The sequence below is a fragment of the Vibrio sp. SSH13-20 genome, from assembly GCF_040104475.1.
GTDB classification, from domain to species: Bacteria; Pseudomonadota; Gammaproteobacteria; order Enterobacterales; family Vibrionaceae; genus Vibrio; species Vibrio harveyi.
Genome location: NZ_JBECOU010000002.1, coordinates 473,178 through 487,860, shown reverse-complemented (window position 1 = coordinate 487,860; position 14,683 = coordinate 473,178). Strand labels below are relative to the sequence as shown.

Here is a 14,683-nt window from a genome sequence, read left to right as displayed (position 1 = left end):
GCAATCGAAAGGTAACCCTTTCATATCTATGGAGAATCGAGCAATGGCATTTGAACTACCAGCTCTTCCTTACGCGAAAGACGCACTAGAACCACACATCTCTGCAGAGACTCTAGATTTCCACCACGGTAAGCACCACAACACTTACGTTGTTAAGCTAAACGGTCTTATCCCTGGTACTGAGTTCGAAGGCAAAACATTAGAAGAGATCATCAAGACTTCTACTGGTGGCGTATTTAACAACGCAGCACAGATCTGGAACCACACGTTCTACTGGCACTGCCTAGCGCCAAACGCGGGCGGCGAGCCAACTGGTGCAGTTGCTGATGCAATCAACGCTGCATTCGGTTCTTTCGAAGAATTCAAAGCGAAGTTCACTGACGCAGCAATCAACAACTTTGGTTCTTCATGGACTTGGTTAGTTAAGAAAGCTGACGGTTCTCTAGAGATCGTTAACACTTCTAACGCTGCTACACCTCTAACAGAAGAAGGTACGACTCCACTTCTAACTGTTGACCTGTGGGAACACGCGTACTACATCGATTACCGCAACGTACGTCCTGATTACATGAACGGCTTCTGGGCACTTGTAAACTGGGATTTCGTAGCTGAGAACCTAGCGAAGTAATTAACTTCCCCCTAAGTTCAATTTAGTCATATTCAAAAAGCTCGCATTGTTGCGGGCTTTTTTATTACATCTCTAACCGATTTTTTCAATTAATCCCCTCTTTTTCCTAAAGTTCTTCTCTCCGTTGCCGCTAAAAGTGCATCAAGCGAGGAACATCATGCAAATCCATACTTTAGACAAAGCAGCAATCATCAACGAACTTCAGTTCGGTAATGGTATTAACCATGCCGTACACGAAGGTCGTCGCGCTGATTTCTCGTTGATTCTGTCTATGTTTTCTAACGATGTCCGCGATGTGGTTCCGGTTGAAGAAGTCCAAGAAGTGATCACCAGTGATGACATTCTTCGTCAACAATTCGGTTTATCTCAACCTCAGTCTCTACGTTCTGATAGCAGTAGCTATGAACTTGCAGCAGAACAAGCGAAACAGTTTCATAATGCTGGCTTGCCTTCGGCAAAACTGAGCCACTACCTAAAGCCTGATGCACTCACTTACCTTCCTGAAGACACATTTAATCTACCAGAAGAGGTTTATCACAACCTTTCAGGTCACGAGCGCCGCAGCTTAGGTGAGCGCAACAAAACCCTTATTCCCGATGCAGGTTTGTACAATCAACTAGTGACAGCTCAACGTCATTACCAAATCCAAACTCAAGCATAACGTTTCACTTTTCCGCCAAGCGCTTACATTCCAAGCACGTCAGAAATGTGACGCCTTACAAATTCCTAAACAATAATTGTCGCGCAAAAGCGTTAGTTTGAGCCTTTTCACACTGAGCTCAAATAAATTCATCCATGCTGATAGCACAAACCACTGATGTATTGTTTAACACAAGAAATTACAGTGAAGGTGCTATGGATATTAAAGACTCAATCATTCTCGTCACATCTGCAGGCTCTGTATTGGGCAGGACTTGCTCCAACCACTTTGCCCATCTTGGGGCAACGTTGGTACTTTGTGATCAGAACCCTAGTGCCTTGAAGGCAAGCTACGAGCAAATCAGTGCGTTTTCCGACAGGGTATATGCGATGAATGTGTGCAATGACAACACGACATCCATCAACTTATTGTTCGACCAAATAGAGTCGCAATTAGGTGCGACTCCCGATGTAATCGTAAACTGCTGGACTAGCTCACCAATGCCAAGCTTAATGGCTCCAGAGCCAATGAGTACCTACATTGACCACCTTTCTTCTGCGGCTCGCTTTCTCTATACCTATGGGCAAGTCAGTGCTGAACGATTTCGTTCGAGAGAGAAGAAAGGCGTGATCGTTAACGTTATCTCACATGACAACCATGAAGATCTCACTGGAGTAGAGAGCATGGCAGCACTGGTGTCTGGCTTTACTCACAGCTGGGCAAAAGAGCTGACCCCTTTCAATATTCGTGTGGGTGGCGTCATCCCATCCGTAAACCATACCAGCGAAGATCTAGACGAGCGACATTGGGCTCAGATCCAAGATGAGTTGGTAAGAAATACCGCCTACATTGTCGCAAATGAGTACTTTAGCGGACGCGTCGTCACGACCGAAGTCTAAGTAAACCTTCCTACCTAAATCCGCCACCTAACAGAGCCGTTGGTAATGTAAAGAACAAAAAAAAGCCCCAGTCTTTCGACTGGGGCTTTGAGTTTTCCCGATTGTAAGTTTCGTGCTAGCGAAAACCTACTTCATAACTAACGTCGTACTTATGCGTTAGCTTTTTCTTTCTTAGCTTTTGGTGCTGCTTCTTTCGCTACTTGGTCTGCTTTCTTCTTGATAACAGTTGTACCTTCGAAAGTTTCGCCTTCAACGAATGCTTTACCGTAGTAAGAAGCCATTAGAACTTCTTTTAGCTCAGTGATTAGAGGGTAACGAGGGTTAGCACCTGTACACTGGTCATCGAACGCTTCAACAGCTAGTTCGTCTAGTTTCGCTACGAAGTCAGCTTCAGAAACACCTGCAGCTTGGATAGACATTGGGATGTCTAGGTCGCCTTTCAGCTCGTCCAACCATGCTAGTAGACGTTCAATCTTCTGAGCAGTACGGTCACCTTCTTGGCTTAGGCCTAGGTGGTCAGCAACCTCAGCATAACGACGACGTGCTTGTGGACGGTCGTATTGAGAGAACGCAGTTTGTTTAGTTGGGTTGTCGTTCGCGTTGTAACGTACAACGTTCGAGATTAGTAGTGCGTTCGCTAGACCGTGAGGTAGGTGGAACTCAGCACCAATCTTGTGCGCCATAGAGTGACAAACACCTAGGAATGCGTTCGCAAATGCGATACCAGCGATCGTTGCCGCGTTGTGTACTTTCTCACGAGCGATTGGGTCGTTTGCACCGTTCGCGTAGCTTGAAGGTAGGTACTCTTTAAGCATCTTAAGTGCTTGTAGAGCTTGACCATCTGAGTACTCGTTCGCAAGAACAGATACGTAAGCTTCTAGAGCGTGAGTTACTGCATCGTAACCACCGAATGCTGTTAGAGACTTAGGCATGTTCATTACTAGGTTAGCATCAACGATAGCCATGTTTGGCGTGATTTCGTAGTCAGCTAGTGGGTACTTAGCACCAGTCTTGTCGTCTGTAACAACAGCGAATGGAGTAACTTCTGAACCAGTACCTGAAGTTGTAGTGATACATACAAGCTCAGCTTTCTTACCCATTTTAGGGAACTTGTAGATACGTTTACGGATGTCCATAAAGCGCATTGCTAGTTCAGCGAAGTGAGTTTCTGGGTGCTCGTACATTACCCACATGATCTTCGCAGCATCCATTGGTGAACCACCACCTAGAGCTAGGATTACGTCAGGTTGGAAGCTCTTCATTGCTTCTGCACCTTTCTCAACAACAGATAGTGTTGGATCCGCTTCTACGTCGAAGAATGTTTGAACTTCGATGCCTTGCTCTTTAAGCAGTTTAACTACTTCATCAGCGTAACCGTTGTTGAATAGGAAACGGTCAGTTACTAGGAATGCGCGTTTCTTACCTTCTAGGTCGCTCATTGCGATTGGAAGGCTACCACGACGGAAGTAGATAGACTTAGGTAGTTTGTGCCACAACATGTTTTCAGCTCGCTTAGCTACAGTTTTCTTGTTGATAAGGTGCTTAGGACCTACGTTCTCAGAGATAGAGTTACCACCCCAAGAACCACAACCTAGAGTTAGAGAAGGTGCTACGTTGAAGTTGTAAAGGTCACCGATACCACCGTGAGTAGTCGGGATGTTTACAAGGATACGTGCAGTCTTCATCTTGTCACCGAAGTAACGGATGCGGTCTGCGTTTACGTCTTGGTTAGTGTAAAGACCAGATGTGTGACCGATACCACCGATTTCAACCATTGTTACCGCTTGAGCAACTGCATCTTCGAAGTTGTCAGCACGGAATAGACCTAGAGTTGGAGATAGTTTCTCGTGAGCGAACTCATCATCGTAAGAAACTTTACCTAGACCTTCACCTACAAGAACTTTTGTGTCAGCAGGAACTTTAACGCCAGCCATTTCAGCGATTGCTGGAGCAGGTTGACCTACGATTTTCGCGTTTAGTGCGCCGTCGATAAGAAGTACTTTACGTACTTTATCAGCGTCAGCTTTAGATAGAACGTGAGCTTTATGAGAAGCGAAACGCTCTTTCACTTCGTCGTAAACTTCGCTAACTACGATTGCAGCTTGCTCAGAAGCACATACTACGCCGTTATCGAAAGTTTTAGACATTAGGATAGAAGCAACAGCACGTTTGATGTCAGCTGTTTCATCGATAACTACAGGAACGTTACCTGCACCTACACCGATAGCTGGCTTACCAGAAGAGTAAGCTGCTTTAACCATGCCTGGACCACCAGTTGCAAGGATAAGAGCGATACCGTCGTGCTTCATAAGAGCGTTAGAAAGCTCTACAGATGGTTGGTCGATCCAACCGATGATGTCTTTTGGTGCACCAGCTGCTACTGCTGCATCTAGAACTAGTTTCGCCGCATCGTTAGTTGAGTTCTTCGCACGTGGGTGTGGCGAGAAGATGATGCCGTTACGAGTTTTTAGAGAGATTAGAGATTTGAAGATAGCAGTAGAAGTCGGGTTAGTCGTTGGAACGATACCACAGATGATACCTACAGGCTCAGCGATAGTCATTGTGCCTAGGTTGTCATCTTCTTCTAAGATGCCACATGTTTTTTCGTCTTTGTATTTGTTGTAGATAAATTCTGAAGCGAAGTGGTTTTTGATTACCTTATCTTCAACAATACCCATTCCAGATTCAGCAACTGCTTGTTGTGCTAGTGGGATACGAGCATGGTTAGCTGCAAGAGAAGCTGCGCGGAAGATTGCATCTACTTTCTCTTGAGAAAATGTTGCGAACTCTTCTTGTGCTGCTTTAACGCGTGCTACTAGAGCATCTAGTTCAGCTAAGTTAGTTACAGGCATGGTGGATCTCCTAAAATAATAAATATTAAAAACTTTTTAGTAAGGTTATTGTCTTTCGTTTTTACTGTTTATCAGCGACTTAACTAACAACCATCTTAGTAAATTGCTTTCAGGGCTGAGTATAATATTTCAGAGTGTGAAAAAAATTGACTTGGATCAGTTCTCACAACTGAAATACCCCCAAAGTAGTGGTTTACCACAACAAAACAACATAAATCATTGATAAACAAATAAATTAAACTTCATTTTTTATTGAGCAAAAAAGAAGCAAACGAACTAAAAACTAAAAGAAATAACAACAATCTGTAAAAAAGTTTCATTTTTAGCCAACAAAATTACATGTGGACCCTAATTTTTGTGCTACTGAGAGTATATCGAATACGTCTTATCTCTCTACAAACCACCTTTCTTTTTGTGAAAAATGTGCGAATGTTAACGTTTGTGTAAATCAGTATGCTCTCTCATCAATTTTCTACGTAACAATTCGTTTCCAGATTGAATACATTTTCTTCAATAATTAGTTTTTCTCACAAATACTAGCCCAAATACGTTAGTTTTTTTCATTTCTTCCTACCGCACTTTTGCCTTACATTACCGCCTAAAATTACCCCCTCTCTTTTTCACTATTGTGAACGTTTACGAGTAAGCAACATGCAGACTTTAGAGTTAGCTATTTTCCTACAGTTTTTCTTAGGTTTGGTCGCAGCAGTGAACCCTGTTGGTATCATGCCTGTGTTCGTATCACTAACCGGTCATATGACACCAGAAGAGAAAAATAAGACCGCCACGACAGCCAACGTTGCCGTTGCGATTATTTTGATCATTTCTCTTTTTGCTGGTCAGTTGTTGCTGGATATGTTCAGTATTTCTCTGGACTCTTTCCGTGTTGCGGGCGGTTTACTACTTCTGAGTATCGCGTTCTCGATGATGAGCGGTAAACTGGGTGAAGATAAGCAAAATAAACAAGAGAAGTCGGAATACGTAAGCCGCGAACAAATCGGTGTAGTACCGCTAGCGATGCCTTTGATGGCAGGTCCAGGTGCAATCAGCTCAACCATTGTTTATGGCGCACGTTACCCAAGTGCACTCGACACGGTTGGTATTAGCGTTACGATCATGCTGTTTTGTTTTTGCTCTTGGTTGTTGTTCCGCTCTGCGCCTTTGATCGTTCGTTTCCTTGGTCAAACAGGCATCAACGTGATTACCCGTATTATGGGTCTAATCTTGGGCGCTCTTGGTATTGAGTTTATTGCTAACGGTTTAAGAAACCTATTCCCTGGTTTAGCCTAAATTTCATAACTTCTGGTATGATGTTGCAATCCGTTTCATTTTAACGCTGACAGTGCAACATCATGCCTCGCAAGTCTTTCAAGCATCATTTATACGTCATTATTTTCGGTACTCATACACGTGCTGGGCGTGCCTTCGATATCGCACTGATTATTGCGATCATTACTTCTCTCGTGGTTTTGATTCTAGAATCACTGCCATCGGTAATGACTGAATGGTCGCGAGAACTGCGTTACATCGAATACACCTTCACAGCCCTATTCACTATTGAGTATTTATTAAGACTGTACTGCTCTCCAAAACCTAAGTCTTACGCCACCAGCTTTTATGGTGTAGTTGATCTGTTAGCGATTCTGCCGACCTATTTAGCGATCTTCTTCCCTGGTGCTTCGTTTATGGGTGTAGTGCGATTACTACGTGTCATGCGTATCTTCCGCATCTTGAAATTGGTGCGCTACCTACAAGATTCCAACATATTGCTGCGCTCTCTATTGATGGCGCGTCGTAAGATTCTTATCTTCTTTAGCACCGTAGGTATTCTGGTCACCATTTTCGGCGCACTGATTTTCGTTATTGAAGGTCCGCACAACGGCTTTACGAGTATTCCTAAAAGCATCTACTGGGCGATCGTAACGATTACCACTGTTGGGTATGGCGACATGGTGCCGCAAACTCACCTTGGGAAAGCCATCGCATCATTAACTATGCTGCTCGGTTATTCGATACTTGCGGTCCCAACCGGCATTATCACTGCAGAACTCAGTAATGAGATGAATGCGCACAAACAATTAGTAAAGTGCCCGAATTGTAATCGCTCTGGTCATGATTCAGATGCGATGCACTGTAAGCATTGTGGCAGTGAACTAGCAGATCCTGATAATCGCGTCGTGAGTGCGGACGAGGAAGAATAGAACAGGAATCGGCTTTCGATGCCTAAAGTGGAGCGATCCCGAGTCTCAGGGCGTGATGCCTCCAACAAGAGATTCCCGACTGCGCTCCTTCGTCGCTTTCGGGAATGACGCGGCGTTAGTTTGGAGAACAATATCTCTCACTCTCACTCTCACTCTCACTCTCAAGAACGAGGGTGCCAGCCCCTCTATTTGTCTCTCTTAATAAAGAACTTTCGCAAAGTACAGCCCGTTCCGTACTCCAGACTTACGATCAAAAAAGCCGATGAATTCACATCGGCTTTTATATAGCTTTTGGCTCTCAAGAAACGCAGTGTTCGTTCTTTTACGCTTTCTCAGCAAGAATGATGCGTAGAGTACGGCGTAATGGCTCTGCTGCACCCCATAATAGCTGGTCACCGACAGTGAACGCATTTAGGAAGTCATCGCCCATTGCCATCTTACGTAGACGACCAACAGGGATTGACAGGGTACCTGTTACTTTCGCAGGCGTAAGTTCTTGAGCCGTGATGTCGCGGTCATTCGGAATCACTTTTACCCAGTCGTTGTGCGTTGCGATGATTTCTTCGATTTCATCCATTGGCACATTTTGCTTAAGCTTGATAGTCAGTGCTTGAGAGTGACTACGCATTGCACCGATACGAACACACGTACCATCAATTGGCACTGGTGCATTTTGGAAACCAAGGATCTTGTTCGCTTCTACACCCGCTTTCCACTCTTCTTTACTTTGACCGTTGTCGCGCTTGACGTCGATCCAAGGAATCAAAGAGCCAGCTAGTGGCACACCAAACTTATCGGTTGGGAATGAAGAGCCGCGCATGGTGTCGGCAACTTTTTTATCGATATCGAGAATTGAACTCGCTGGATTTGCTAGTTCAGAGCTTACTGAGTCGTTGATTACGCCCATCTGAGAAATCAGCTCACGCATGTTTTGCGCGCCTGCACCAGATGCCGCCTGGTACGTCATCGCACTCGTCCACTCGACAAGACCTTTCTCAAACAGACCGCCAAGACCCATAAGCATCAAGCTAACGGTACAGTTACCACCAACAAACGTGTTTGTACCACCGTGAATGCCTTGTTGAATTTGTTTCAGGTTAACGGGGTCCAGCGTAATGATAGAGTCGTCGACCATACGAAGTGTCGAAGCAGCATCGATCCAGTAACCTTTCCAGCCAGCTTGACGAAGCGCTGGATAAACTTTCTCTGTATAACCACCACCTTGACACGTAATCACTGCATCAAGTTGTTTTAAACTGTCAATATCGAACGCATCTTGAAGTAAACCAGCTTCTTTACCTAAGTTTGGAGCTGGGATACCTATTTGAGACGTACTGTAGAAAACTGGCTCGATCAAATCGAAATCTTTCTCTTCAACCATACGTTGCATTAGGACTGAACCCACCATGCCACGCCAACCAACTAAACCTACTCTCATCGCACTAACTCTCCATGTATATTTTTGAAACTTTCTCCATAGTTCAATTTTCGACACAAAATCTCAAGCCCTAATTTGCAAATAAACACAACTTTTTTAACGTTTACCGCGAATTTTTATAATCCAAGGTATTTTCTTCTCTTTTCTTATCGGTTGAGCACTAAAACCTACCGAGAAAACTGCCAACACTGCGCTACATGGTCTTACCACTCAGTGAGAAAACAACATTTGCAGCACATATTTTTTACATCACAAAACATTTCAAACTATTAAACTTAAAGTTTTTTAGTTATTAATTTCACAAGCAAACGTTTTATCGGATGAAAGTCAAGATAAAGCACCAAATGTTCGAAATATAATTTTTGTTAATGTATGTTATGCGCGATTAAAACAGGGAGCGGCCTTCCTCTATTGCTCCATGAACGACAGAGGCACATATGAAGCAAGTTACAACACGTCTTCCTAGTCTGATACAGGTATTTATCTCACTAGGTTTGTTTCTTCTTTTGGCATTTTCATTTACTGCCAAATTAGACCTTCCAATCCAGCTTGCGCTGTACATTGGTTGGTTCATTATCATGTTATTGGGTCTAAGATTAGGTCACCAATACAAAGACCTTGAAAAAGCAGCACTAAACGGGATTTCTAATGGTTTAGGTGCCGTGCTGATCCTTCTTGCTGTAGGTGCCTTAGTCGGTACTTGGATCTCTGGTGGTATCGTACCAACCATCATCTACTACGGCTTAAAAGCCATTCACCCTTCTATCTTCTTGTTAGCGACAATGATCATCTGTTCTTTGACTGCGTTAGCAACAGGCACTTCTTGGGGTGCGGCAGGTACTGCTGGTATTGCCATGATGGGAATTGGTCAAGGTCTTGGGGTTCCAGCACCAATTACAGCTGGCGCGGTTTTATCAGGTTGTTACTTTGGCGACAAAATGTCTCCACTTTCTGATTCCGTGATTCTTGCTTCTTCAATGTCAAACGTAGAAGTCGTAGAGCACATCAAAGGGATGCTGCCTATTGCCCTGATCAGTTACATCATTACGGGTATTATGTTTACTGCATTTGGCTTCCACTTCGCAGGTAAAGTGGATATGAGCCAAGTGGACTCAGTAATTCAGGCTATGGAACAACAATTTTTCATTACGCCTTATTCTTTTGTTCCAGTCATTATCGTATTGGCTCTACTCGCTATGCGCATGCCTTCTTTCCCTGTGATCAGCTTCGGTTCACTACTAGGTATTATCTGGGCAGTAATGATTCAGGATGTAGACTTCCTAACGGCATTCAATACCGCTTGGGCACCATTTGCAATTTCTTCGGGTGTGGATTTCATTGACTCGATTCTGAACCGAGGCGGTATGTCTTCTATGCTAGGTTCTGTTGCAGTTATCGTATTTGGTCTTGGTTTTGGTGGCTTGCTAGATAAGGTGGGCGTGCTTGAGACAATTGCGAAACTGTTCGAGCGACGTGTTCAAAGTGCGGGTTCTCTGGCCACAAGCACCATTGGTACAGCTTTCATGGGTAACGTATTCGGCTCGGCGATGTACGTATCACTGATTCTGACACCAAAAATCTGTGCGAAAAACTACGATCGCCTTGGCTACAAACGTAAAAACCTATCTCGTAACGCCGAGTTCGGTGGTACGTTAACGTCAGGTATGGTGCCTTGGAGTGATAACGGCATCTACATGGCGAGTATTCTGGGTGTGGCAACATTGTCTTACGCGCCATTCATGTGGTTGAGCTTCGTGTGTATTATCGTCACTATCTTCACGTCGTACATGGGTTGGTTTGTCGATAAATGCGAACCAACAGCACCAGCAACAGAAGAACAAGCAGAAGGTGAACTAAAGCAGCAAACGGCTTAAATAGTTCTAACTTTCAATAGAATAGAAAAAGGACCGACGATTCGGTCCTTTTTTATGTTTGTCGTTTGGCTAAGCTCCGGCTAATCAGGCAGATTTGGTACCTGCTCTTACCGCTGAACGTTTACCTAAGGCGTAGCCCAAAACAAGAGGAGCAAAGAAGATCACTAGGATGAACAAAATGAAGTAGATGATGGTGCTCTTCACCAGTTCGATCAGTTTATCCATTGCAAGGTTCACAACCTCTTGCGAAACGTGGTCGAGGTCTTGCGCAAACTTCTCTCTTTCGTTTGTAATAATTTGAGCAATCTCTTGGCGTTCTCTCGCCACCATTTTTTCTAGTGCTTGTCGCTCTTCACTCAACTGAACCAAGCGCTCTTCTGTTTTCTGGTCGATATCTTCAACAAGTGGCTGCAACTGCACTGCCATTTGCTGTGCCAAGTTACGCATATACTCTGGGTTATTATCGATAAAGTCTTTCAACGACTCAGAAGTAACCTTCAAGCTGTTTAGCGCTGCATTTACTTGTTCGATACTTGCTGAGCTATTGAGTGCGAGCAACTGCGCTTTCCACGTCATGATTTTTGGTGTTTGTTCAGACACTAAGCTCAAACGATCAGACACATCACCGATAGCCTCAGGCATCGTACCCAATGTCGTTACAGCTTCTTCCTCACTGATCTGATTCGCTTGTAACCAAGCTCGATAAGCTGGTGTACGGATCATACTCAAATCCGCGAATGGGTATTTCTCAACAAAGTCAGCCACAAACACTTTGGTTTTCGAGTACACGTCTTTTTTCAACAAAGATTGTGCAAGCTTATCGACTTCCTTGGCTAAGTGAGCAGACACTTGTTGTGCTTCCCCGGTAGTGAATAGATCTTTCCCTGCACCGACACTGAAGAACTGGTCCATTTGGTGAGTAAATACCCACGTGTCAATCAGCGCCGCCATTGGCGAGACTTGGTAAGCGGCAGCTTGAAGCCCTTCTTCCGCATTGATTTTCCAAAGTAAAATATAAGATTGGTTTACTTTATCGTTAGGCTCGTAGTTGTCTTGGAGCACATCGGCAGCTTGCTCCACTTGAGCAAAGAACTGCTGAGCGTATTCACGCGTCATAATGCGCATGTTTAGCTCTTGTTTGGTGAGCGGTACAGTTTGACTATCGATTTTTACTTCTAAGAGAGAGCATCCCGAAAGGCTTAAAACCAGACAGGCTATCAACCAAGAAGACAGTCGGCGGATGAACATGAAATTACCTATGATCAAATGGTGTAGGACAGGAACAGTGACGAACTAAAGCATAAGGTTCGCAAGCGCCCCTTAATACCTGAATCTCTACTATTTTAAGTCAGAGGAATATCAATCTGTTAGCACTTCTCGAATGTTTTCACTATTAAGAACTGCCTCAGCAAAAAGTGTCGTTTTCTTCAGGGTATCTTCCAACATATCCAGCTTGCCTGTAACGACTTCCTGACCTTGTTTAATTAAAGATTCGATATCCCCAGATATATAGTGTAGAGGCATCGCCCCAATGCTGCCTGACACTCCCTTCAAGCTATGGGCGATACGCTGAGCGTGTTCTTCATCCTTACCCTCAGCTATCAATGTTCTTAGCTTCGTACCATCTTCAGAATGATCTTGTATGAAAACCTCTAACAACATACGCACAGACTCTTCATCACCAGAGAGCGAATCAAGCATTTTCTCTATATCGATATAAGGCTCATCCGTCTCCACGCTCACACTCGCGGCTAAAGAAGATGCATCGTCATTCTCTTCTTCTAGAGGTGTGGTTGGTTTTACCACATCCACTGGCATGCGCTCCTCACCACTTGGCTCGGTAACTTGCTTCTCTGTCGGCAAAATCACTTCAGATGGGTTCGGCTTCATTGGTGTATCCGTTTTTTCACAAGGTTGAATTGGAGCATCTAAGACTGGAGTTTCCTTGTAGAACAGAGCCCAAGAAACCACCGCGAGTAAGGAACCACTTACTAACACTAAAAAGGAGATGTAAAACATCAGCTTTTGTTCAAGGGAGTTAATGACAGAGGCAAACTGATTAGAAAATTCAGGGTTAAGCAATTGGCTAGCGAGGTGGCTGCCTTGAGCATGAGCGGCAAGCACGCTTGACGTTTGAGCCAATCGACGTTGGAATGCCCCTTGCTCTTTATGCTCTAGCTTTTGTGATTCGGTAAAAAGAGAATCAAGCTCTTGGTAAGTATCTGAGCTTGTCGCTGCATCGCTAAACATAGCTTCTAAGACCAAAGCACCTAAGCGATAGTACATGGTTCTCAGTTGCTCAGAGTTACTGGCTGACTCTCGGCTATTATGGAGTTGGTCAGCCAGAGCGACTAGCTCACTATCGCTACCGATAAATGTTCTCGCGCCTTCAAGAAAGCGATCAGTTGAATAAAGCAGTTGCGTTAAGTCCGGACCACCCCAGCGGTCAGAGTACTCGCTCTGCAATTGCAAACGAACTGCATAAACAAGCTGAAGTTTGAGAGAGACTTGGTCAACGTGCTGAGCACGATAAGGCAGCTCAAAGTTAAAGATATGACGCACTTCATCAACCTTGCCGCTGAGTTCATCAACGGTTGAAATCGTACGTATGGTTTGTTGAGCTTGCAGCCAAATACCCACGGCAAAGGCACACCATACCGCAAACAAAAACCAGATTGCTTGTTTTATTCCCTCTTTGAATTGCAGCAACGCCCATTCCTCAATTATCTCTATTAATAACAAGCATATACCATGAATTGCGCTTTTAGTGTGCACACTTCACATAAAAAAAGAGAGCACAATGCTCTCTTCTTTCAATTAATTACGGCTCAACTGATCTTTCAAGTTTGGCGGTGTGCCTTTAATCGTAAGCGTGTCTGTCTCTGGATCGTAGAAAATACGCTCACCCAGCAACAGGCTATCAAAACTAATATTTAAGCCGCCACCAGCACCAACGTACTTAGTCAGTTTACGCACTGTAGAACGGTCGCCTGGGAATGACTCTTCCAACTCGTAACCTTGCTCTTTGGTGAAATCCATAAAGCTAGTACCATCTTGGCTAGGAGGAAGCTCACCAGACAGTTCAGAGATTTGCACCTCGTCGCCTGATTTAATTTGCTCGTTACAGTAATTGTAAACCTGCTTTTTGTATTCGTTCGCTTCTTGCTTTTCTAACTTAGAATCGGCACAGAAATCTTCCACCGCCTGCATCAGCACTTGGTTTTGCTGTTTAGTGTCTAAACCAACATCCGCTTGCAAGAAATCCAAGAAGAAGTCTGCCACTTTACGACCTACGCGACCTTTGATGTAAGAAAGGTAACGGTTTGAATCACGATCAGTGTCATAACTCGATAGATCGATGCGTGCCGCGATATCCATCTTAGTGATGTCTAAATAATCCGTAGCATCGATATCTAAGCCTTCTGTCACTTTTAGGCTTTGGTTCATTGGTAAGATACCAATAAATAAATAATCCGTAGCCAAGCTTTGATACTCAGCAAAGACTAAGATACCTTCGTCAGCAAATGGGTACTTGATCAACTCTTCTTTCAAGCGATTTGCACTAATTTGTGAGAAATCATAAAAATCTCTCTCTCCTTTGCGCATTTCTTGAAGCCAAAACTGAAATTCGCTGTCTGATTGGAAAGAGCCGAAGCCTTTTCCTGCTTTAGAATGGAATACGCGATGCAGTTCCGCGACAAGGTTTTCTGTTGAGGTATCGTTTTCTAACGACGCCGGGCGAAGTTTAACAACCAGTTCGTCCTGATCGTTTTTGCACAATTGATGCAGAATAACGTTTGAAAGATGAAGGCTCATAGTGATTTTATCTTGCTACAAGGTTTAAGTTGTTGGGCATTGTAGGTTATCATAAGCCGCTTTTACTATCATTATTAGAGTCTTTATGCCGATTACATCTAAATATACTGACGAACAAGTAGAGAAAATTCTTGCTGAAGTGGGTGCTGTTCTTGAAAAACACGCTGCTTCTCCTGAGTTGACGCTAATGATTGCCGGAAATATCGCAACCAATGTCTTAAATCAACAAGTTGCTGCTTCACAACGCAAAGTTATTGCTGAAAAATTTGCTCAGGCACTGATGTCTTCTCTTGAAGCGCCAAAATCACACTAAAAACGGATAATAGAACAAGTAC

12 protein-coding genes are annotated in these 14,683 nt (G+C 44.0%); 7 read left to right on the top strand and 5 right to left on the bottom strand.

The window, feature by feature from the left end; all coding sequences use genetic code 11:
- Positions 1-43 precede the first annotated feature (43 nt).
- The 3 genes from sodB (at position 44) to ABMY42_RS07430 (ending at position 2,167) form a co-directional block, all read left to right on the top strand.
- Entirely contained in the window at positions 44-628 is a 585-nt protein-coding gene (gene sodB / locus ABMY42_RS07440; protein ID WP_005444665.1) for a superoxide dismutase [Fe], read from the top strand.
- Between the two features lie 157 nt (positions 629-785).
- A complete protein-coding gene (locus ABMY42_RS07435; protein WP_029790470.1) occupies positions 786-1,289 on the top strand; it encodes a VC2046/SO_2500 family protein in 504 nt (167 codons plus the stop codon).
- A gap of 134 nt (positions 1,290-1,423) precedes the next feature.
- Positions 1,424-2,167 (top strand): SDR family oxidoreductase, encoded by a 744-nt coding sequence (locus ABMY42_RS07430; protein ID WP_017189356.1) that lies wholly within the window; start codon positions 1,424-1,426, stop codon positions 2,165-2,167.
- A 149-nt stretch (positions 2,168-2,316) separates the two neighbouring features.
- Here the strand turns inward: ABMY42_RS07430 and adhE are convergent, their stop codons facing one another.
- Positions 2,317-5,019 (bottom strand): bifunctional acetaldehyde-CoA/alcohol dehydrogenase, encoded by a 2,703-nt coding sequence (adhE, locus tag ABMY42_RS07425; protein ID WP_005444662.1) that lies wholly within the window; start codon positions 5,017-5,019, stop codon positions 2,317-2,319.
- A 651-nt stretch (positions 5,020-5,670) separates the two neighbouring features.
- Between adhE and ABMY42_RS07420 the strand changes: the two genes are divergently transcribed.
- Positions 5,671-6,309: a YchE family NAAT transporter gene (locus ABMY42_RS07420; RefSeq protein ID WP_005444661.1), complete on the top strand. Its 639-nt coding sequence runs from the start codon at positions 5,671-5,673 to the stop codon at positions 6,307-6,309.
- A gap of 62 nt (positions 6,310-6,371) precedes the next feature.
- Positions 6,372-7,220 (top strand): ion transporter, encoded by an 849-nt coding sequence (locus tag ABMY42_RS07415; RefSeq protein ID WP_005444660.1) that lies wholly within the window; start codon positions 6,372-6,374, stop codon positions 7,218-7,220.
- Between the two features lie 322 nt (positions 7,221-7,542).
- Here ABMY42_RS07415 and asd read toward each other — a convergent pair whose 3' ends face one another.
- Positions 7,543-8,658, bottom strand: coding sequence for an aspartate-semialdehyde dehydrogenase (gene asd / locus ABMY42_RS07410; RefSeq protein ID WP_005444658.1), 1,116 nt, complete (start codon positions 8,656-8,658; stop codon positions 7,543-7,545).
- Between the two features lie 437 nt (positions 8,659-9,095).
- On the opposite strand from asd, the gene nhaC reads away from it, so the two are divergent.
- Entirely contained in the window at positions 9,096-10,532 is a 1,437-nt protein-coding gene (gene nhaC / locus ABMY42_RS07405) for a Na+/H+ antiporter NhaC (RefSeq protein ID WP_005444657.1), read from the top strand.
- Positions 10,533-10,616: 84 nt separating this feature from the next.
- Here nhaC and ABMY42_RS07400 read toward each other — a convergent pair whose 3' ends face one another.
- From ABMY42_RS07400 to yejK, 3 genes are all read right to left on the bottom strand, one after another.
- The gene (locus tag ABMY42_RS07400; protein WP_038898603.1) at positions 10,617-11,780 is read right to left on the bottom strand and encodes a hypothetical protein; all 1,164 of its coding nucleotides are present in this window, start codon (positions 11,778-11,780) and stop codon (positions 10,617-10,619) included.
- Between the two features lie 111 nt (positions 11,781-11,891).
- Positions 11,892-13,241, bottom strand: coding sequence for an Hpt domain-containing protein (locus tag ABMY42_RS07395; protein ID WP_349266164.1), 1,350 nt, complete (start codon positions 13,239-13,241; stop codon positions 11,892-11,894).
- 108 nt (positions 13,242-13,349) lie between these two features.
- The gene (gene yejK, locus ABMY42_RS07390; protein WP_005444652.1) at positions 13,350-14,348 is read right to left on the bottom strand and encodes a nucleoid-associated protein YejK; all 999 of its coding nucleotides are present in this window, start codon (positions 14,346-14,348) and stop codon (positions 13,350-13,352) included.
- An 85-nt stretch (positions 14,349-14,433) separates the two neighbouring features.
- Here yejK and ABMY42_RS07385 point away from each other — a divergent pair, with 85 nt between their 5' ends.
- Positions 14,434-14,661 carry a YejL family protein gene (locus ABMY42_RS07385; RefSeq protein ID WP_005444651.1) on the top strand — a complete coding sequence of 76 codons (228 nt, stop codon included), beginning with the start codon at positions 14,434-14,436 and terminating at the stop codon, positions 14,659-14,661.
- Positions 14,662-14,683 lie beyond the last annotated feature (22 nt).

Bases quoted from the DNA above. Each gene is read 5' to 3' on its own strand.
- ABMY42_RS07415 (WP_005444660.1), top strand. From the start codon at position 6,372: ATGCCTCGCAAGTCTTTCAAGCATCATTTATACGTCATTATTTTCGGT.
- ABMY42_RS07385 (WP_005444651.1), top strand. From the start codon at position 14,434: ATGCCGATTACATCTAAATATACTGACGAACAAGTAGAGAAAATTCTT.
- ABMY42_RS07400 (WP_038898603.1), bottom strand. From the start codon at position 11,780: ATGTTCATCCGCCGACTGTCTTCTTGGTTGATAGCCTGTCTGGTTTTA.
- adhE (WP_005444662.1), bottom strand. From the start codon at position 5,019: ATGCCTGTAACTAACTTAGCTGAACTAGATGCTCTAGTAGCACGCGTT.
- ABMY42_RS07430 (WP_017189356.1), top strand. From the start codon at position 1,424: ATGCTGATAGCACAAACCACTGATGTATTGTTTAACACAAGAAATTAC.
- nhaC (WP_005444657.1), top strand. From the start codon at position 9,096: ATGAAGCAAGTTACAACACGTCTTCCTAGTCTGATACAGGTATTTATC.
- asd (WP_005444658.1), bottom strand. From the start codon at position 8,658: ATGAGAGTAGGTTTAGTTGGTTGGCGTGGCATGGTGGGTTCAGTCCTA.
- ABMY42_RS07420 (WP_005444661.1), top strand. From the start codon at position 5,671: ATGCAGACTTTAGAGTTAGCTATTTTCCTACAGTTTTTCTTAGGTTTG.
- ABMY42_RS07435 (WP_029790470.1), top strand. From the start codon at position 786: ATGCAAATCCATACTTTAGACAAAGCAGCAATCATCAACGAACTTCAG.
- sodB (WP_005444665.1), top strand. From the start codon at position 44: ATGGCATTTGAACTACCAGCTCTTCCTTACGCGAAAGACGCACTAGAA.
- yejK (WP_005444652.1), bottom strand. From the start codon at position 14,348: ATGAGCCTTCATCTTTCAAACGTTATTCTGCATCAATTGTGCAAAAAC.